15 protein-coding genes and 2 pseudogenes are annotated in these 18,313 nt (G+C 66.4%); 12 read left to right on the top strand and 5 right to left on the bottom strand.

The window, feature by feature from the left end; genetic code table 11:
• Positions 1 to 3: 3 nt before the first annotated feature.
• Entirely contained in the window at positions 4 to 846 is an 843-nt protein-coding gene (locus BLV92_RS30305) for a DMT family transporter (protein ID WP_090552822.1), read from the bottom strand.
• Positions 847 to 974: 128 nt separating this feature from the next.
• Between BLV92_RS30305 and gcvA the strand changes: the two genes are divergently transcribed.
• The 5 genes from gcvA (at position 975) to BLV92_RS30280 (ending at position 8,795) form a co-directional block, all read left to right on the top strand.
• Positions 975 to 1,883 (top strand): transcriptional regulator GcvA, encoded by a 909-nt coding sequence (gene gcvA / locus BLV92_RS30300; protein WP_090552820.1) that lies wholly within the window; start codon positions 975 to 977, stop codon positions 1,881 to 1,883.
• Between the two features lie 276 nt (positions 1,884 to 2,159).
• Positions 2,160 to 4,367, top strand: coding sequence for a putative bifunctional diguanylate cyclase/phosphodiesterase (locus BLV92_RS30295; RefSeq protein ID WP_090552819.1), 2,208 nt, complete (start codon positions 2,160 to 2,162; stop codon positions 4,365 to 4,367).
• 415 nt (positions 4,368 to 4,782) lie between these two features.
• Positions 4,783 to 6,258 carry a benzaldehyde dehydrogenase gene (locus tag BLV92_RS30290; RefSeq protein ID WP_090552817.1) on the top strand — a complete coding sequence of 492 codons (1,476 nt, stop codon included), beginning with the start codon at positions 4,783 to 4,785 and terminating at the stop codon, positions 6,256 to 6,258.
• A gap of 10 nt (positions 6,259 to 6,268) precedes the next feature.
• Positions 6,269 to 7,399, top strand: a complete 1,131-nt coding sequence (locus BLV92_RS30285; protein WP_090552816.1) for an NAD(P)-dependent alcohol dehydrogenase — start codon at positions 6,269 to 6,271, stop codon at positions 7,397 to 7,399.
• Positions 7,400 to 7,580: 181 nt separating this feature from the next.
• Complete coding sequence (locus BLV92_RS30280; RefSeq protein ID WP_090552814.1) at positions 7,581 to 8,795, top strand: helix-turn-helix domain-containing protein; 1,215 nt, start codon at positions 7,581 to 7,583, stop codon at positions 8,793 to 8,795.
• Positions 8,796 to 8,983: 188 nt separating this feature from the next.
• Here the strand turns inward: BLV92_RS30280 and BLV92_RS30275 are convergent, their stop codons facing one another.
• Together BLV92_RS30275 and BLV92_RS30270 are read right to left on the bottom strand one after the other, a co-directional pair.
• A complete protein-coding gene (locus BLV92_RS30275; protein ID WP_090552813.1) occupies positions 8,984 to 9,814 on the bottom strand; it encodes a methyltransferase domain-containing protein in 831 nt (276 codons plus the stop codon).
• A gap of 210 nt (positions 9,815 to 10,024) precedes the next feature.
• Positions 10,025 to 10,990: a GlxA family transcriptional regulator gene (locus BLV92_RS30270; RefSeq protein ID WP_090552811.1), complete on the bottom strand. Its 966-nt coding sequence runs from the start codon at positions 10,988 to 10,990 to the stop codon at positions 10,025 to 10,027.
• A 109-nt stretch (positions 10,991 to 11,099) separates the two neighbouring features.
• On the opposite strand from BLV92_RS30270, the gene BLV92_RS30265 reads away from it, so the two are divergent.
• The 7 genes and pseudogenes from BLV92_RS30265 to BLV92_RS30235 form a co-directional block, all read left to right on the top strand.
• A complete protein-coding gene (locus BLV92_RS30265; RefSeq protein ID WP_090553186.1) occupies positions 11,100 to 11,393 on the top strand; it encodes a hypothetical protein in 294 nt (97 codons plus the stop codon).
• A 202-nt stretch (positions 11,394 to 11,595) separates the two neighbouring features.
• Positions 11,596 to 12,000: an MAPEG family protein gene (locus tag BLV92_RS30260; protein WP_090552810.1), complete on the top strand. Its 405-nt coding sequence runs from the start codon at positions 11,596 to 11,598 to the stop codon at positions 11,998 to 12,000.
• Positions 12,001 to 12,084: 84 nt separating this feature from the next.
• Positions 12,085 to 12,951: an NmrA family NAD(P)-binding protein gene (locus tag BLV92_RS30255; protein WP_090552808.1), complete on the top strand. Its 867-nt coding sequence runs from the start codon at positions 12,085 to 12,087 to the stop codon at positions 12,949 to 12,951.
• Positions 12,952 to 13,004: 53 nt separating this feature from the next.
• A pseudogene (locus BLV92_RS30250) lies at positions 13,005 to 13,308 on the top strand (ANTAR domain-containing protein); the annotation flags it as partial.
• Positions 13,309 to 13,822: 514 nt separating this feature from the next.
• A complete protein-coding gene (locus BLV92_RS30245) occupies positions 13,823 to 15,139 on the top strand; it encodes an EAL and HDOD domain-containing protein (RefSeq protein ID WP_090552807.1) in 1,317 nt (438 codons plus the stop codon).
• Positions 15,129 to 15,623: a helix-turn-helix domain-containing protein gene (locus BLV92_RS30240; RefSeq protein WP_090552805.1), complete on the top strand. Its 495-nt coding sequence runs from the start codon at positions 15,129 to 15,131 to the stop codon at positions 15,621 to 15,623. Before BLV92_RS30245 ends, BLV92_RS30240 begins: the two co-directional genes overlap by 11 nt.
• 260 nt (positions 15,624 to 15,883) lie before the next feature.
• A pseudogene (locus tag BLV92_RS30235) lies at positions 15,884 to 16,300 on the top strand (dihydrodipicolinate synthase family protein); the annotation flags it as partial.
• A 115-nt stretch (positions 16,301 to 16,415) separates the two neighbouring features.
• Here the strand turns inward: BLV92_RS30235 and BLV92_RS30230 are convergent.
• On the bottom strand, positions 16,416 to 17,756 hold the full coding sequence (locus BLV92_RS30230) for a type II toxin-antitoxin system HipA family toxin (RefSeq protein WP_090552802.1): 1,341 nt from the start codon (positions 17,754 to 17,756) through the stop codon (positions 16,416 to 16,418).
• Positions 17,749 to 18,243: a helix-turn-helix domain-containing protein gene (locus BLV92_RS30225; RefSeq protein WP_177197898.1), complete on the bottom strand. Its 495-nt coding sequence runs from the start codon at positions 18,241 to 18,243 to the stop codon at positions 17,749 to 17,751. The genes BLV92_RS30230 and BLV92_RS30225 overlap by 8 nt, the downstream gene beginning before the upstream one ends.
• Between the last annotated feature and the right edge of the window lie 70 nt (positions 18,244 to 18,313).

The following is an 18,313-nucleotide window of genomic DNA, read 5'->3' as shown; positions in this document are numbered from 1 at the left end:
CCTTCAAATCCCGAGACAAACCGCCCCGGCCGCGACGACGATACACGCGGCCCACCGCTTGCCGCTGACCGTTTCGCGCAGAATCACCCGCCCGATCAGCACCGCGAACACCACGCTGGTTTCGCGCAACGCCGACACCGCGCCCATCGCGCCCGATTGCAGCGCCCAGATCACGATGCCATACGCGGCGATCGACACGATGCCGCCCGCGAGCGACGACGCGACCGCCATCGGCGCGGCGCGCAGCGGCGTCCATAACGCGGCGAACCCGCGCATCGCGCCGAACAGCAGCGGCATCAGCCAGTAGAACAGGAACATCCACGCGGTGTACGCGAACGCGTGGCCGCCGGACAGCCGCACGCCGATGCCGTCGATCACCGTATAAACCGCGATTGTCGCGCCGGTCGTCAGCGCGGCGAGCACGCCGTCGCGCGACACGTGCCGCCCATCCAGCGCGAGCGAGACGATGCCGCCCGATACCATCGCGACGCCGAGCCCGTGCAGCGGCCCGATCGCCTCGTGCGCGAACAGCGCTGCGCCGAGCGTCACGAGCACCGGCGACGAGCCGCGCGCGACCGGATACGCCTGCGCGAGGTCGCCGCGCCGATACGACCGCACGAGGCTCGCGTTGTACGCGATGTGCACGAGGCCCGATGCGACGATATAAGGCCACGCGGCAGCGGCCGGCAGCGGCGCGAACCCGATCGCGAGCGTGGCGACGGATGCGATCGCGATGCTCATCCACGTCATCGACAGGAACCGGTCGCGGTTGCCGTGCAGCATCGCGTTCCAGCTTGCGTGGAGCAGCGCGGCCACGAGGACGACACCGCCGGTATAACTGAACATGCGGATTCCAGAGGGGGGAGAAGGGATGCGCCGGGCCGGTCCGGGCATCTAGGTAAGCAGGATATCTATCTTGTGAGCGGCGAACAAACCAGATAAATTGGCCGTTCGCGTTAGCCGAACTCTCACGAATGAAACGGACCCTGCCTCCGCTCAATGCATTGCGCGCGTTCGAGGCCGCCGGCCGGCTCGGCAGCTTCAAGGACGCCGCCGCCGAACTGCACGTCACGCACGGCGCGGTGAGCCAGCAGGTGCGCCTGCTCGAAGAATGGCTGCGCGCGCCGCTGTTCGAACGGCACAACCGGCGCGTGGTGCTGACGCCGGCGGCGCGCGCGTATCTCGCGGAGATCGGGCCGCTGTTCGAGCAGCTTTCGCAGGCGACCGTCCGATATGGTTTTCCCGAAGCGGTGTCGCGGCGCCTGGCGGTGAACGCGCCGGCGACGTTCACGCTGCGCTGGCTGGTGCCGCGGCTGGACCGGTTCCGCGCCGCGCATCCGGACGTGGACGTCAGCGTGGAGACCTCGAACGAGCCGGTGGAGAGCCAGAGCGGCGCTTACGACGTGATCGTCCGGGGCGGCCCGGATACGTTCTACGGTTATTCGATGCGGCCGTTCCTGTCCGAAGAGCGGCTGCCGGTCTGCAGTCCTGCGCTGATGCAGCGCGTGCCGCTTCGCACGCCGGACGACCTGCGGCGGCACACGCTGCTGCACACGTCGAGCCTGCCGCGCCTGTGGCCGGACTGGTTCGCGAAGGCGCGGATTCCGGCGTTGCAGCCGGCCGCCGTGCTGACCTTCGACCATTTTTATCTGACGTTGCAGGCCGCCATCGACGGCGCGGGCATCGCGATGGGACCGACCGCGCTGGTGGCCGACGATCTCGCGGCGGGCCGCCTCGTCGCGCCGTTCGCCGGTCCCCGGCTGCCGTCGCGCAGCTATTGCACGTACGTGCCGGACGAGAAATCGGATGACGAACTGGTCGCGCAGTTTCGCTCGTGGCTGGAGCGCGAGGGAATGCGCCCGCCATCGAACGGGGCCGTTTGACGGCCGCTTCATCGGGCATTGTGGAGGCGGTTCGGAGGGCGAACCGGACGCGATGCGTCATCGTGCGACTTCGCCCCTATAATCCGTTGAACCGGAAGTCGCTTATCCGGTTCGGCCCGGCGCGGGGGAGGTTGCCGGCAGCCGCGTTTCGCACCACCGGCAACGGCCGCGCGGTTGTTTCGAACGCCCGTCGCAGGTTTCGAACCGATGCCATATTGCGGCGTTAAGCTGCGCGAAGTGTGTTCATCAAGCCGCTTTCAGGCGAGGAGACCGTTGATGAAGTGTCCCCCTGCATTGCCGATGGAAACGGAACGGCTAGCCGCGCTGGCCGAATACGGGCTGGGCAGCGACCGCCCGCTGCCCAGCCTCGACGTCGTCGTGCGAATCGCCGCGCATATGTTCGAGGTGCCGGTCGCCGCCGTCAACATGGTCGGCGACGACCACGTGTTCTTCGCCGCCGCCACCGGGTTCGCGGGCGACGGCGTCGACATGAGCCGCGACGCGTCGTTCTGCGCGCACGCGATCCTGCAGGACGGCGTGATGGTCGTCCCCGATGCGACGCTCGACGACCGCTTCCACGACAACCCGCTCGTCACCGGCGACACCCAGGTGCGCTTTTACGCGGGCGTGCCGCTGCTGTCGGCGGGCGGCCATGCGCTCGGCGCGTTGTGCGTGATCGACACGAAGGCGCATCACGATTTCTCCGCCGACGACCGCGAACGCCTGCGCGAACTCGCGAGAATGGCGGCGGACCGGATGGAGTTGCGGCGCGTCGAACTGTTCATCGAGCGCGACCGGCGGCCGTTCGCGGAACCCGAGCGGCGCTCGCCGACCGCGATGATCCGCTTCGACGAACACGGCACGATCCTCGACTGGAACGACGCGGCCGCGATGCTCTATGGGTACGCGGTCGCCGACGGTCCGGATCTCACGCTGGAGTTGCTTGCGCCGGAGCGCGACCGGGCCGGGTTGCGCGACCTGATCGCGCGGGCCGTGGCCGCGGGTTCGGTCGACGGGATGACGATGCCGCCCGAGGTGCATGGACTGCGTCGCGACGGCACCGAGTTCCTGCTCGGCTTTTCGTTGTTCTGCTGGCGCGAAAACGGCGTGCTGACGTTCAATGCGCATCTGCAGGACCTGAGCGCCCTGCGCGACGAGAAGGACGCGCTGAAGCGGCTCGCCGGCGCGGACGTGCTGACCGGCGTCGCCAACCGCATCAGCTTCTACCGGAACGCGGAAGCGGCGCTGACGTGCCCGCTCGGCGCGGCCGTCGTCATTCTCGATCTCGACGGCTTCAAGGACGTCAACGACACGCTCGGCCACGCGGTCGGCGACGGCATCCTGTGCGACGTCGCGCGGCGTCTCACTGCGCTCGCGCGACCCGACGACACCGTTGCGCGGATCGGCGCGGACGAGTTCGCGCTGCTGCTGCGGGGCGTGACCGACACCGCGGACGCGCGCCGTTTCGCCGACGCCGCCGCGGCGGCGATCGCGGAGCCGATGGTGGTCGGCGGCTTCGACGTGCGCGTGACCGCGTGCTGCGGCGTCGCGGTCGCGCCGCAGCACGCGCAGGAGGCGCTGAGCCTGATCGGCAACGCGGACCTCGCGCTGTCGCGGGCGAAGCACAACGGGCCGGGCCAGGCGTTCGTGTTCGTCGCGGCGCTGCGGATGGAGGCGGTCGCGCGCCGCGTGTACAACATCGAACTGCACCGGGCCGTCAGCGACGGCGAGTTCGTGCTGTTCTACCAGCCGCAGGTGGACTTCGCGGACGGCTCGCTGACCGGCGCGGAGGCGCTGATCCGCTGGCGGCATCCGCAGCGCGGGCTGCTGTCGCCGGCCGCGTTCCTGCCGGCGCTCGAACGCGGACCGCTGGCGCCGACCGTCGGCGCGTGGATTCTCGACGAGGCGTGCGAGCAGGCCGCGTTCTGGCGTCGCAACGGCGCGCCCGGGTTCCGGATGGGCGTCAATCTGTTCGGCGCCCAGTTCCGCGTCGGCAACATCGTCGACGAAGTGATCGCGGTGCTCGACCGGCACGGCCTGCCGCCGCAGGCGCTCGAACTCGAAGTGACGGAGAACATCGTGCTCGACGACGACGCGGTGCTCGATTCGCTGCAACGCCTGCACGAATACGGCGTGGGCATCGCATTCGACGACTTCGGCACCGGCTATGCGTCGATCAGTTTGCTGAGGCGTTATCCGCTGAGCCGCATCAAGATCGACCGGTCGTTCGTGCAGGGGATGGTGCAGTCGGGGCGGGACGCGTCGCTCGTGCGCGCGCTCGTGGACATGGCGCGCAGCTTCGACCTGCGCACGATCGCGGAAGGCGTCGAGACCGTGCCGCAATGCGACGGCCTGAGGCAGCTCGGCTGCGACGAAGGGCAGGGGTATCTGTTCGGCGTGCCGATGCCGGCGCGCGAGTTCGGCGAGAGGTTCGACATCGGGCTGGGCGACGAGTGGGTCGGGTGGAATGTGAATCGGGCGTAGGGGGACGGGCGGTACGGCGGGTGTCGGCCGGATTCTGCTGCATGAATCTCACCTTGCTCGAACGTCCTCTGATCGTCCCCGATCTGCTTCGGCTCATCCTGTTTATGGCGGCCAACTGTTTGCCGGCCTACGGTAATCACGGACGGGTACGCGTTCGCCACTCCATGTGCCGATATCGAGCGGAAGATGGAGCGAGTGGCAGGACATGGACCGCCTCATCGTTGCGGGAATCGCGGCACTTCACCCTCCCGCTGTCCAGAAACTGAACACCTCCGCGCCACCGGCCCCGCAGCCACGCGGCTTTGCGCCGCCGGAGAAAACCCCTATGGTCCGCCGCGAAGGCGGCTTCTATGTTCTGCGCGAGCGGGCCTCGACGGCCCATCGATCGTTTGCACGCACAGAGCTTGGAGAATGTATGACCCTCGACCATTCGTCGCCGCCATTGCTGGACAAGGCCATCTGGAACGCCCGCGTATTCACCGGCGCGTGGGAGGCCGCCAGCGGCACGGCCGACGTGCTGGAGCCGGCCACCGGCGAGCTGCTCGGCCGCATCGGCATGGCGGACGCGGCGGGCGTCGCCGCGTCGGCGGCCGTCGCGGCGCTCGCGCAGCCGCAGTGGGCGGCGCTGCCGTACGACCGGCGCGCGACCGTATTGCGCCACGCGGCGCGGCTCGCCGAACAGCATTTCGACGAGATCGTCGAATGGATCGTCCGCGAAAGCGGCTCGACGCGCGGCAAGGCCGCGTTCGAAATGTCGGTGACGGTGAAGTGCCTGCACGAAGCGGCGGCGCTGCCGTCGCGTTCGGCCGGCGAAGTGCTGCCGTCCGAACCCGGCCGGCTGTCGCTCGCGCGCCGCCGTCCGCTCGGCGTCGTCGGCGTGATCTCGCCGTTCAACTTCCCGCTGTACCTCGCGATGCGGGCCGTCGCGCCGGCCCTCGCGCTCGGCAACGCGGTCGTGCTGAAGCCGGACCCGCGCACGTCGGTGTGCGGCGGTTTCGCGATCGCGCGGCTGTTCGAACTGGCGGGCCTGCCCGCCGGCGCGCTGCACGTGCTGCCGGGCGACGGCGCCGCGGGCGCGGCGCTGACCGCCGACCCGCACGTCGCGATGATCCAGTTCACCGGCTCGACCGGCGCGGGCCGCAAGGTCGGCGAGGCCGCGAGCCGCAATCTGAAGAAGGTGTCGCTCGAACTGGGCGGCAAGAATTCGCTGATCGTGCTCGACGACGCCGACCTCGATCTCGCGATCGCGAACACGGCGTGGGGCGTGTATCTGCATCAAGGCCAGATCTGCATGGCGACCGGCCGCGTGCTCGTGCAGCGCAAGATCTACGACCGCTTCGTCGGCAAGCTGGTGGAGAAGGCCGCGAGCCTGACCGTCGGCGACCCCGCGAAGGGCGACGTCGCGCTCGGGCCGCTCATCAACGCGGCGCAGCGCGACCACGTCGCGAAGGTGATCGAACAGGCGCGGCAGGCGGGCGCGAAGGTCGAGACGGGCGGCACGCATCGCGGGCTGTTCTTCGAGCCGACGGTGCTGAGCGGCGTCACGCCGCAAAACCCCGCGTTCGACGAGGAAATCTTCGGGCCGGTGGCGGTCGTCGTGCCGTTCGACACCGACGACGAGGCGATCGAACTCGCGAACCGCACCGAATACGGGCTGTCGATGGCGATCGTCACCGCGAACGTCGGCCGCGCGCTGCGAATGGGCGAGCGGTTGCGCACGGGGCTGCTGCACATCAACGACCAGACGGTCAACGACGAGGTCATCAATCCGTTCGGCGGCGTCGGTGCGTCGGGCAACGGCACCAGCATCGGCGGCCCGGCGAACTGGGAGGAGTTCACCCAGTGGCAGTGGCTGACCGTCAAGGGCGAAGCGCCGGCCTACCCGATCTGAGGAGACGCTCATGAGCACGATTACCACCGGATTCCGTTCGATCACCGCCGCCGTCGCGCGCGCGAAGGGCGAGCCGTTCACCGTGGAGCCGGCGCGGATTCGCGCGCCGCGCGGCGACGAAGTGCTGGTGCGCGTCGTCGCGGCCGGGCTCTGCCACACCGACCTGATCGTACGCGACCAGTATTACCCGGTGCCGCTGCCGGCGGTGCTCGGCCACGAAGGAGCGGGCGTGGTCGAGGAGGTCGGGCCGGCCGTGAAGGATCTGCGGGTCGGCGATCATGTCGTGCTGACCTACGGCGCATGCGGTCATTGCCCGTCGTGCATCGGCGGCCATGGCGCGTATTGCCGGCAGTTCTTCGGCCTGAACTTCGGCGGCGGCGACCTCGACGGACAAAACGCGTTGCAGGACGCGAACGGCCAGCCGCTGCACGATCACTTCTTCTTGCAGTCGTCGTTCGCGAGCCTCGCGCTGGCGCGCGAGAACAACGCGGTGAAGGTGCCGAAGGACGCGCCGCTCGAACTGCTCGGGCCGCTCGGCTGCGGCGTGCAGACCGGCGCGGGCGCGGTGATCCATTCGCTGAAGGTCGCGCCGGGCAGCAGCTTCGCGAGCTTCGGCGCGGGGGCCGTCGGTTTGAGTTCGGTGATGGCCGCGCGCGTGGCCGGCGCGACCACGATCATCGCGGTCGACGTCGTGCCGGGCCGCCTCGATCTCGCGCTCGAACTCGGCGCGACGCACGTGGTGAACAGCCGCGACACCGATCCGGTCGATGCGATTCGACAGATCACCGGCGGCGGCGTCGATTACGCGCTCGAATCGACCGGCCGCCCGGCCGTGCTCGAACAGGGAATCGAGGCGCTCGGCAGCCTCGGCGCGATCGGTGTCGTCGGCGCGCCGCCGCTCGGCACGAAGGCGTCGTTCGACGTGAACAGTCTGCTGCTCGGCGGGCGCAGCATTCGCGGGATCGTCGAAGGCGATAGCGTGCCGCAGCGTTTCATTCCGCAGCTCGTCGAGCTGTATCAGCAAGGGCGCTTTCCGTTCGACCGGCTCGTGAAGTTCTATCCGCTGGAGCGGATCAACGAAGCGGCCGACGACAGCACGCGCGGCGTCACGCTGAAGCCTGTCCTGCGTCTGCCGCAGTGATCCTGCGCGGGGAGGTTCCGCGCGGATTCCTTGCGGTGATCTTCTCTTCGCGGCACGGCGCCGGCGCCGGCGCGGTGCCGCGCCGTCTCGCGTTATGCTTCCGGTGGGGCGCGGCGGCGGTCGCCGCTCGCGCATGACCGGCCCGTCGGCCGGCGAGTCGGGAACCCGGACGCGGAACACCATGGCACGACAGCTATCTTCGTCAGTCGCGGCGCGCACGCCGCTGCGCGCGGTCAGGGCGCGCTTCATCGACGGCGAGCCGTTGCCGTCCGCATTGTTGCCGGCGGTCGTCGCCCGCTCATGGGAGCGTTCGCTGGCGAGCGGCCTGAAGCCTTCGCAGGCGCCGGTCTACGAAGGCGGCGACGCGGCCGTGCGCGGCGGACGCGAATCGCACGCCGATCGCCGGCTGTATCGCAGCGTGACCGACGAGATCGAGCGGCTGTGGGAAGCGTTTGGCGGCACGGACTGGACGATCTTCTGCGTGAACGCGGCGGGCACGGTGATTCATGCGCGCCGCAGCCCGGATTGCGACGATGCGCGCCTGCTGCCGATCGTGGCCGGCCTGCGGCTCAACGAATCCAACATCGGCACGACGGCCCCCAGTTGCGTGATTCACGACGGCGCGGAAACGATCGTCGCCGGCGATCAGCACTACCTCGAAGACTTCGCGCGGATTTTCTGCCTCGCGGTGCCGTTGTATGGGCTCGATGGCGAAGTGGCCGGGGCGCTCGACATCACCGGCGTCGGCCGCCGCAACGTCGCGCAGTTGCGCGAGCAGTTCCGGTATGCGTCGCTGGCGGCCGAGCAGCGGTTGTTCACGACGCTGCGCGACTGTCACCTGCTGCATTTGCAGCACGATTCGCGTTGGCTCGGCACGCCGTTGTCGGGTGTCGTCGCGGTCGATGAGGACGGGCGGGTTCGCGCGGCCACGCGGCTGGCGAGAAGGATGCTCGGGTTGGCGCAAGGGGTGCCGTTGTCCGGCTCGATGCAGCTTCGCGAACTGTTCGCGGAGGCGTCGCCTGCGCAGCAGAGGCGGCTGCTTCATCCGCAACGCAGCGCGCTGCGCGTGGCGCGCGCGGACGGTACGCATCTTTGGGTTCAGCATGCGCGCGCGCCGATCGATTCGCCGGTTATGCGCAGGAGCGGCGGGAAGGTTGCGGCGGTGACCACCTCCTCTTCGCTCGGGGGCGACGCGGATGCCTCCGGCGACGACACGGCGAGCCTGAAGGAACGCGCGCTTCATGCGGTGCGAAATGCGCTCGCCGAACATGACGGCAATGTCGCCGCCGCGGCCCGGCAACTCGGGGTGTCGCGGACGACGGTTTATGCGAAGTTGAACGAGATGCGGCAGGCGGGGATCGCGGTTCCGGCGCGTCAGGCGCTGAGTACGCGCTGAGTCCGCGGTGAGCACGCGCTGAATACCCTTCTCATGCGGGCTCGCCTTTTGAAACCATCCTTCACTGGCCGTATCCCGCTGACGCGCGTGAAGCTGCCCGCTTCAGTTAAACGATCGTCTCGGGTTCGGCCCGACGTTTCTGCCGATGCCGGATTCGCGCGGCCCGGTCACGGGGCGTCCCGCCTCGGTCAGGACTTTTCGTAAATGGCCTGAACCAGCGCCGCGCGTCCCTCGCGCAAGTTGCGCGCGAGATTGGCCGTCATTTCGCCGAAGCCCGGACCCATCGCGAGAGGGAGGCCCAGCACCGGCGGCTCCGATTGTCCGGCGCGAGCCTTTTGCCGTTCGGCAAACCAGGCGATGCCGGCCTGCGTGCTGTCGACCTGCGAGAGGGACCGGAACCCTTGCTCCGTCAGCAGACGGTCCATCTGCTGCGCGCTAACGAGAAAACTCGCTTCCGGCCCGCGCGCCCACGGCACCGGGTAATGCAGAGGCGCATCGGATGCCGCGACGACATCGAAGATCGCAAAGCGGCCTCCCGGCCGCAGCACGCGGGACGTTTCGCGATAAAGCGCCGCGCGGTCCGCGATGTTCATCGCGACGTGCTGCGTCCATGCAACGTCGAACGACTCGTCGTCGAACGGCAGATCGAGCGCATCCGCGCACTGATAGGCGACCTTGCCGGACAGTCCCGCCCGTTCCGCGAGGAACGTCGCCGCCTCGACGAACGGTGGACTGAGGTCGATGCCGCGCACCGTGCACCCGTAGGTCTCCGCCAGATAACGGGAGGGTCCGCCGAGGCCCGAGCCGATGTCCACCACGCGCGTCGAGTCGTCCAGCGCGAGCGCCTGTGCGAGTTCGATCGTCGCGTCCAGTCCGCGAGAATGGAACTGATCCAGCGGTGCGAGATCCTCCGGGCCGAGACGCCCGCGGTCGCGCCCCATCGTGGCCAGCGCAAGTTTCAGGCGTTCCAGCAGGCCTTCCGGTTCGTAGTGTTGTGCGTTCTCCGCTGCGTCAGCCATGGTTTCCTCCCGTTCGCCGTGCGATGCACGATGCAGAGTCTAATCCCGGAACGCGACAGGCCCCAGCGTCATACCCGCCAGCTTCGCAGCCGTTTACGCCAGCGGACGGCCGTCGTGCCTTGCCTGGCGTTGAAAAAAGGGCGGCCCGACATGGCAACGGGACTCGACTGGAATTCGCGCCGCCATCGCGCGGAGCCGGGACCCGGCACGTCAAAGCAGCTCGACGCGCAGATCGCGCACGCCGCGGCCGAGCCGCTGGCGCAACAGCGTGCGCAGCGTTGCACCGTCCTCATAGCCGACTTCGGCGGCGATCGCTTCGATGTCAAGTCCGCTGCCGTGAAGAAGCGATTGCGCGCGTTCGACGCGCAAATCCTGGAAGTAGCTCAGCGGCGATTTGCCGAGGACTTCCTGGCAACGGCGTTGCAGCGTCCGCGTGCTGGTGGCCAGCGCGCCGGCCGCTTCCTGCAGCGAAAACCCGTTCTTCAGATGATCGCGCGCCCATCGTTCGAATTGCTGGATCAACGGATCGGCCTGCGCCAGATGGTTCGGAATGACATACGGCGCCTGCGCAGAACGAATGTCGGCCAGCAGATAACGCGAAACGAGGGCCGCCAGTTCCGGGCTCGCGGTGCGTATCAGCCACAGCGCGAGATCGAGATGCCCCATCGCGGCGCCGGCGGTCACGCCGATGTGCGTCGGCACGAGCATCCGCGATTCGTCCAGCGACACACGCGGATAACGCTGCCGGAACAGCGGCGCAAGCGACCAGGTCGTCGTCGCCGGCCGATCGTCGAGAAGGCCCGCCTCCGCCAGCAGGAACGTGCCGATGCACGAAGCGGCAATCCGTGCGCCTTCGCGGTGCCATGCCTGCAACTGCGCGACGGCGCGCTTCACGTCCGCCCGTTCGAGGGCGGGAAGCAGCAGCTCCGGCGTCGTCGCGCCGAGCGCCGGAACGATCACCCAATCCGGCTTCAGATCGGGCGTGATGGCTTGCACGGGAATCGTGAAGCCCTGGCCGGACCGGACTCTTTTGCGCACGCCGACGGTCGATACCTCGAAACGAGGTGTGCCGCCCATCAGGCGGGACGCGAGCCCGTTCGCGGCGGTGAGCGCATCGAGCGTCACCGCGAGGCCGGTGTCGAACAGTCCATCGAGAGCGAGTACGACGATGCGCATGGCGTAAATGACTCTAAAGTTGTCACTTGTGACAATACATATTTTTGCCCGCGAACGCTACAGTGCTCTTCCGTTGCACAACGCAATGAACTCGATCAAGGAGATCACCATGAAAGTTTTAGCCGTCGCATCGATCGTCAAGCCCCTGTCGCCGGAACAAAAGCAGCAGATCATGCCGGGCGAAGTGCCTGCCACGCTCAAGCTCTATCTGGACGGCAAGATCGAGCAGTTCTGGTTCCGCCAGGACAAGCCGGGCGTGATTTTCCTGATGGACGTCGAGTCGATCGACGAGGCGAAGGCGGCCGTCGACGCGCTGCCGCTCACGTCCGGCGGATACGCGCAGTACGAACTGATGCACGTTGGCCCGCTCGCGCCGCTGGGTCTGCTGATCCAGGGGCAATAAGCGGCGAGAGGCGTCGTCGATGAACGTTTCGTTTTTCATCGGCGGCGCCGACGGTGTTCATCGCAGCGTCGCAACCCGGCACGGGTAGCGGGAAGGCTTCGTCGCGCGGGCTCTTCGTTTGGCTGAACGAAGAGCCGCCCGTTACGCGCGAAACCCGCGCGAAACCCGCGTGAAACTCGCTGCCCAACAGGAGGTAACCATCATGAAGCTCACCCCCGAATCCTGCATCCTGGTCATCGTAGCGGTAGCGACAGTGCTGATGTGGGTCCCCTACATACTCGCGAGAATCGCGACGCGCGGAGTCGGCAGGACGCTCGCCAATCCCGATCCCGCGTTCCCGCCCGACCCGGCCTGGGCCGAACGGGCGCGGCGCGCGCACGCCAACGCGGTGGAGAACCTCGCGGTGTTCGCTCCGCTGGTGATCGTGCTCGCGCTGACCGGCGTGAGCACGCCGGCCACGATCCTGGCCTGCAAGACCTATCTCGGCGCGCGGATCGTCCACTACATCGCCTACGCGTCCGGCATTCCGGTTGTCCGGACACTGGCTTTCGTCACCGGCGTCGGCGCGACGCTGGTCATCGCGGCGGTCTTGCTCGGCCACGCGTGACGCACCGTTTTACGGCCGCTCGGATGAAACGCCGTTCGTTCGGCGGCCGGATTTAATCAAGATGGCTAATCGAAGGAGAATTTCATGAAACCGACCATTCTCATCTCCGGCGCCACGGGTTCGACCGGAAGCGTGGCCGCGTCGCTTCTGCTGGACAGGGGTTTTTCCGTGCGGGCGCTCGTTCGCACGAACGACGAGCGGACGAAGAAACTCGCCGCGCAGGGCGCGGAGATCGTCACCGGCGACTTCCTCGACTTCCGCTCCGTTCAGCGCGCGTTCAACGGCGTCCAGCGAGCGTATTTCTGTTATCCGGTGTTTCCCGGCATCGTGCAGGCGACGGTGCATTTCGCGCAGGCCGCACGGGAAGAGGACGTCGAATACGTCGTGAACATATCGCAGCGGACAGCCCGCGCGGACGCAAGAAGCGAGTCGGCGCTTCAGCACTGGCTCGCGGAACAGGTTTTCGACCGGAGCGGCGTGCCCGTCACGCATCTGAGACCGACGGCGTTCAACGAATGGCTGCTCTACACGCGCGGCAAGATCCGCGATGGTGAATACGGCGTACCGTTCGGCCCCACCGGCCGTTTCGCGCCGATCTCCGCTCGCGATCAGGGCGAAGTCATCGCGGCGATCCTCGCTGACCCGGCCGCGCACATCGGGAAAACCTATCCGCTTCTCGGGCCGGTCGAGCTTACCCCGCCGCAGATCGCGGAAATCGTCGCACGGACGCTAGGCAAGGCGGTGCGCTACAAGCAGATCGCACCGGAAGAATGGGTTCGGACCGTATTCGGCGGCGAGTTTCCGTTTGGCGCGCAGCATCTCCATGGGATCACCGACGCGCACGAGGCCGGTCATATGGCCGGCACCAACGATATCGTGGCGGCGATCATCGGCCGCGAACCGGAGTCGGTGGCGGAGTTCGTCGAGAGAAACCGGATGGCTTTCGAGTGATATCGGCAGCGGGTAGCGGCGCCGATGCGGTCGCTCATCGAAAATCCATCGATGCTCACGGCTTCACCACGGAGCCGTATCGCTCGACGGGAATCCTGAGCACGCCCGTGCTCGCGCGCGTCGTCGGGTTATCAGCCACGGCTGAACAGCAAGCTCGCCAGGCTGGAAGAAGCGATCAAGGCGCGGCGGCACATCGAAAAGGCCGCACCCATCCTGATCGACTCACAGCGGCTCGGCGAAAACGAAGCGTACGAACACATGCGCTCGCGCGCGACGAGCCTGCGGATCACGGTCGGCGAAATCGCGATGATGGTGATCGACGCGCACGAGGCGATGGAAAAGCTCGGGTTGGGCGGGAGGTGGTCGCGGCGGGGCTCGGCATCGGACTGCTGCCGGAGATCGGCATTCCGGACGCGACGCCGGGTCTCGTCAAGATCAGGCTGGACGAGCCGTGGGTCGAGCGGTCGCTGCAGATCGTGTGCCGGGACCCCGATGCGCTGCCCGTTGCCGCGCGGCTGTTGATCGGGGAATTGCTTTCAACGACGCCCATCGCTCCACCGCCGGATAAATCGATACCGTAAATCCCGTTCTTTTATTGATCGCCAATCCTGAGAAAACGTTTGCGTCGAAGGCGCAATTTAAAGTTGTCATCTGGTTTCCGTTATGATGGTTAGCAGACCATAGCCAGGGAAACCCGGATCAAGATTTGAAAGATGGGCGGGTGTCCGTGCGGCGCGTGCTGACCAGGCGACGCCCTGGGCCGATCGCCTGCTTCCCTGGTCGCCGGACGAGCGCGCGTTTCCGTTCGGCAGGATCGTAGAACTTCAGAACAACATATAAGCTGGGTTTTATCAGGGGGAAGGATTCAAAGATGAAAAGACGGGGCGCGCCGATAATCCGGCTCGATGCGCAACCGGCGGAGGTCCATCCCACGCTGGTTGCGGACATCTACCTGGGGCGGCAACCGATCCTCGATCGAATGGGGAGACTTTCGGCTTACGAACTGCTGTTCAGGCAGAACTGGACGAATGCCGCACGCGTGACCGATGATCGGCAGGCGAGCGCCCAGGTGCTGGAAAACGCATTGGGCTGGTTCGGCGCGGCGGGCATCCTCGACGGTCATCCCGGTTATATCAACATCGGTAGCGGCCTGCTGCGCGACGACGTGCTCGAAGTGCTGTCGCCGGACGATTTCGTGCTGGAAATTCTGGAAACCGTGGAGTTCGACGATTCGCTCGTCGCGCGATGTCGGGCGCTGCGCGACGCCGGGTATCGACTCGCGCTCGACGACGTCACGCCGGACCGGCATATTCCGGATGAGATCCTGAAGGCCGTCGACATCGTCAAAATCGATCTCGCTGCAACGGTGCCGGACGATCTGGCTCGCCTCGTCAACCGTTTCACGAGAACCGGGAAAACGGTGCTCGCCGAAAAGGTCGAGACGCAGGGCGAATTCGAACGCGCGTGTCGCGCGGGCTGCTCGCTTTTCCAGGGATATTTCTTCGCCCGTCCGGAAGTGCTGGTCGCGCGCAAGGCGCGAAATTCGTCCGGCCAGCTGCTGCAACTGATGACGTTGCTCAACGGCGATCCGGATCTGGAGAAGCTTGAAGTGGCATTAAAGGCGCATCCGGACATCGCGATGCACGTCCTGCGTTTCGCCAACGCCACCGCATCCAGTGCTTTTCCTGCCGTGCGCACGCTGTACGATGCGATTGCCCGCGTGGGCACGCGTCGGCTGGTGCGCTGGGTTCAACTGCTGCTGTATGCGGGCAGCAGCGATGTGCCGCTGCGGGTCAATCCGCTGGTTCAACTGGTCGTCGCGCGAGCCCGCTTCATGGAACTGGCGGCGCATCGCATCGCGACCGGCAACGCAGCGGCCGGCGATCTTGCCGCCGAGGCGTACCTGACCGGCATGCTGTCGCTGGCGCATGTGGTTCTGCAGATCGATCTGCCGGAACTGCTCGACCAGCTTCGGGTGTCCTGCGCGATCCGCGGCGCGCTTATCTCGCGGGAGGGTTGCCTCGGCGCATTGCTCGCCTGTGCCGAAGCGCTGGAAATACAGGACGAGGATACGCTCGGCACCGTCGCGCGGCAGTGGCGGGAACTCGATCGCAGCGCGGTTGCGGAATTGGGGCTGAGCGCGGCGCAGTGGTCGGTCAGGGAGACGAACCTGGCGGATGGGGATTGATCGGCAGTGGAACAACGGCGAGGTCGATGACCGGCCGGAGTCAGCGGCACAGGAAGTGCGGCGGCAGATCCGGCCGCGGATCGCGGAGCGTTTCGGCTCTGCGACGCCCATCGTCGAGAACTTCGACGCCGTTGTGTCCAACGACGTGGTGATCGTCGTGATGGGGCCGGCGCCGTATGCGCTGTTGCGCGGCGGCGTCGAGCGGCACGTCGGGGAGCGTCGGCTCCTCAAGATACGCGGCATCCTGTTGACAGGGGCCGGGTGGCTACCTCTGCTGAGACTGGTGGAAAGATTCGGATTCAGGTCGGCAGCGCATTTCAGCAGGGCGTTCCGGACGCGGTCTGGTTATAACCCGAGCGGCGTCGCTTCTGGCTTCCCCCCGGAAATGCCGTTATGCGAAGCGGTATCCCGCTCGTCGCGTCTGGTCGATGGAAGGGCGGCCGCATGCAATCGGTACCGACTTCCCTTCGGCATGCTGATGTAATCAGCGAGGCACACGCCGGTCGCGCCGTCGGCGGCCGAATGCGTCATAGATGCTCGATGTTCGTCGAAGCGTTCGATGTGGCCGGCGCCACGGTGAAAAATCGCCATGAGTATGCCGCGCCGCGTCCGGACCGGTAATCCCTCTCCTGGCTTTCCCGGCGATCGATCCAGGAAAGGTATCGATCGATTCACTGTTTGAAATTTACGTGAATCGGTCTACCTCCTAAAGTCTCCCTCATTCTTGATGGAGCAATCACGCCGATGAGCCAATACACACAACAGGAACTGCGCGACGCGTTGAGCGCCGGGCTGCTCTCTTTCCCTGTTACCCATTTCGACCACGACTACCGGTTCGACGAAGCGGCTTACCGCAGCAACCTCGACTGGCTGTCGAGCTATTCCGTAGCGGGACTCTTCGCTGCCGGCGGCACCGGCGAGTTTTTCTCGCTGACGTCCGCCGAGGTCGATCGCGTCGTCAAGGCCGCGGTCGAACAGGTGGCGGGCAAGGTGCCCGTCATCGCGCCGGCGGGCGGCGGCACCGCGCAGGCGATCGAGCAGGCCCGGGCAGCGGAAGCCAGCGGCGCGGACGGCATTCTGCTGTTTCCGCCGTATCTGACCGAATGCGACTCCGACGGCGTGGCGGCGCACGCGATCCGCGTCTGCCGCGCGACCCAGTTGAGTACCCGCCGATCTTTATTCGCAATAAAGTTAAATTTATAGGCTCTAAAAGCTGTTTTATGCCAAACAGCAACCCGACATGAACCGGCCGCGCGAGGCGGATATTCGTTCTGCGTCAGCGCCGACCCGCCGTGCCTCGCCGCCCCCCGCGTCGAGTCGCAAGTGCCTCCAGATCGACCGACTGCTGGCCGGTCACGACCTTCTCGGCAAAGCGGAATGCCGATCGCTGCCGGTCAGCCTCCTCTTCTGTCAGACCACAGTCGCGGATGTAAAGGTCACGCCACCCTTCATGGACCTGTGCCGCCATCGCCCGAATGATCTCCCACGCCTCGGCCGCGGAATATTCGAACACCTCGGCGCTTGCGACCAGGGCCGCGGCCGTGACGGTGCGCTGGCCTTCGCGGTTGATCGCCATCGCCTGCACGGTTCCGCTTTGCTCCGGGTTCCTCACCGGAATGGGCACGATGTCATAAGCCGGTGACAGGCGCCACGAACGCTCCGTAAAAATCACGCCGTGGTTACGGGGATGGTCGTCGTAGTTGCCAACCAGCGCATTGACGACCATCCTGCGCCAGAGTTCGCGCAACTCTTCGGACGGGTCATATTCCCTGTTCCCGCACCATCGACGGAGCTCGTGGGCCAGATTGACGTACGAGCGACGCGGATCGTCGCGGTCATCCGATTTCAGGCGAAGGAGCGTGGCCGCGCTCGCGAACAGGGTTCGCTCCACGCCGGCCGGCGTCACTGCGCGATCGAAGCGCCTGATCAGGGTAATGGGATGAGGGCCAATGTGGCAAAACTCGACGTCTGCGGTATGGACGCCACATCGACGCGCAAGCGACATCCCGACATATTCTCTCGCGGTCAGAAACGGTGGATCGTTTGGGGCCTGTAGTTTCGCGATCCACCATTCGGTGCCGCTTGCGCTCTCTCGCGTAATGGTCAGCTTCGGCTTCTCGCCGCCGAGACTGGTGCCGTCGTCCGTGCCGGCAATCCGCTGCACCACGCGCCGCGCAGATACACCCGGTTCAATCTTCTCAAGCTCGACCTGCAGGCGCGTTTCGGGAGGCGGCACGAAGGCGCTCTTTGCTTCGATTCGTGCTTCCGCACAGACCTCTATGGCTCCCACACCATCGCCCGACGCAAGGTCCATGCGATCGAGTTCGTCGAGCATTTCGCTACCGTACTTCGCATTCAGCAGGTCGAGTCCGAAACCTTCCGGTGACGCGTCGCGCAGTACGCCAAAAACGCCCTTCATGTCGGTCGTGAGCGCCGGTTTCCGGGAATGCGTAAAGGGGAGGTTGATCGGATCAATGGGCATCGCGCCAGCCGATGCCTTGTAGCCGTCGGCGTATCCGAATTCACCTCGTCCGGGCTCCCACGAGAAGATGCCGCACTCCCGTGGCGCGACCGCGCCTGGCAGCCAGACCCAGACCGGATGGGAGCGCTTAGCCACGTCGTGACCTCACGCGGCGCGGAATGCTGCCGAGGGCCGCTTCCTGAATAATGGTATCGCGATCGACTGCCGCCACTTCGCGCAACAGATCTATCCGGTCGAGCGTCCACAGCGCCTTTGCCAGTTGCCCGAGCGATACCGATGGCCTTCCCTTTTCCAGACTGACCACGGTATTGACGCTTGCGTCGATTTTTGCGGCAAGGTCGGCCTGCGTCCATCCACGCGCGCGCCGGGCAAGTGAAATGCTCTCGCCGAGCACCTCCAACGCCTGCTCTATCTCGTAGGGAAGCAGGTCAGCGTCCAACCGCTTTTTCACAATAATTTCCAATTTAACCGGTTTAATTTTTATTATATGAAAATTTAAGGCCGACAGAAAGGGCTGCGCCGGTACCGGCCGCTTACGCGTGGCCCGCGCGGAGATCGCCGGATGCGGCTTGGAGCAGCCCCCTGAATCTGAGGACACCGTGCCCTGGTCCGAATGCACCATGAGGCCAGGTCCCGGCTATTCGGTGATAGAACGCGTTGTAGTCGTAGTTGAAGCGGTTCCGGAACGCTGC

This window comes from Paraburkholderia caballeronis (assembly GCF_900104845.1).
Classification (GTDB): domain Bacteria; phylum Pseudomonadota; class Gammaproteobacteria; order Burkholderiales; family Burkholderiaceae; genus Paraburkholderia; species Paraburkholderia caballeronis.
Note: the sequence above shows the minus strand (reverse complement) of the source record. Positions and strands in the feature narration are given on the sequence as shown.

What these genes read in the sequence shown, in the direction of transcription:
- BLV92_RS30305 (WP_090552822.1), bottom strand. Translation starts at nt 846, where the DNA reads ATGTTCAGTTATACCGGCGGTGTCGTCCTCGTGGCCGCGCTGCTCCAC.
- BLV92_RS30225 (WP_177197898.1), bottom strand. Translation starts at nt 18,243, where the DNA reads ATGGTGCATTCGGACCAGGGCACGGTGTCCTCAGATTCAGGGGGCTGC.
- gcvA (WP_090552820.1), top strand. Translation starts at nt 975, where the DNA reads ATGAAACGGACCCTGCCTCCGCTCAATGCATTGCGCGCGTTCGAGGCC.
- BLV92_RS30290 (WP_090552817.1), top strand. Translation starts at nt 4,783, where the DNA reads ATGACCCTCGACCATTCGTCGCCGCCATTGCTGGACAAGGCCATCTGG.
- BLV92_RS30255 (WP_090552808.1), top strand. Translation starts at nt 12,085, where the DNA reads ATGAAACCGACCATTCTCATCTCCGGCGCCACGGGTTCGACCGGAAGC.
- BLV92_RS30270 (WP_090552811.1), bottom strand. Translation starts at nt 10,990, where the DNA reads ATGCGCATCGTCGTACTCGCTCTCGATGGACTGTTCGACACCGGCCTC.
- BLV92_RS30275 (WP_090552813.1), bottom strand. Translation starts at nt 9,814, where the DNA reads ATGGCTGACGCAGCGGAGAACGCACAACACTACGAACCGGAAGGCCTG.
- BLV92_RS30265 (WP_090553186.1), top strand. Translation starts at nt 11,100, where the DNA reads ATGAAAGTTTTAGCCGTCGCATCGATCGTCAAGCCCCTGTCGCCGGAA.
- BLV92_RS30260 (WP_090552810.1), top strand. Translation starts at nt 11,596, where the DNA reads ATGAAGCTCACCCCCGAATCCTGCATCCTGGTCATCGTAGCGGTAGCG.
- BLV92_RS30285 (WP_090552816.1), top strand. Translation starts at nt 6,269, where the DNA reads ATGAGCACGATTACCACCGGATTCCGTTCGATCACCGCCGCCGTCGCG.
- BLV92_RS30240 (WP_090552805.1), top strand. Translation starts at nt 15,129, where the DNA reads ATGGGGATTGATCGGCAGTGGAACAACGGCGAGGTCGATGACCGGCCG.
- BLV92_RS30295 (WP_090552819.1), top strand. Translation starts at nt 2,160, where the DNA reads ATGAAGTGTCCCCCTGCATTGCCGATGGAAACGGAACGGCTAGCCGCG.
- BLV92_RS30245 (WP_090552807.1), top strand. Translation starts at nt 13,823, where the DNA reads ATGAAAAGACGGGGCGCGCCGATAATCCGGCTCGATGCGCAACCGGCG.
- BLV92_RS30280 (WP_090552814.1), top strand. Translation starts at nt 7,581, where the DNA reads ATGGCACGACAGCTATCTTCGTCAGTCGCGGCGCGCACGCCGCTGCGC.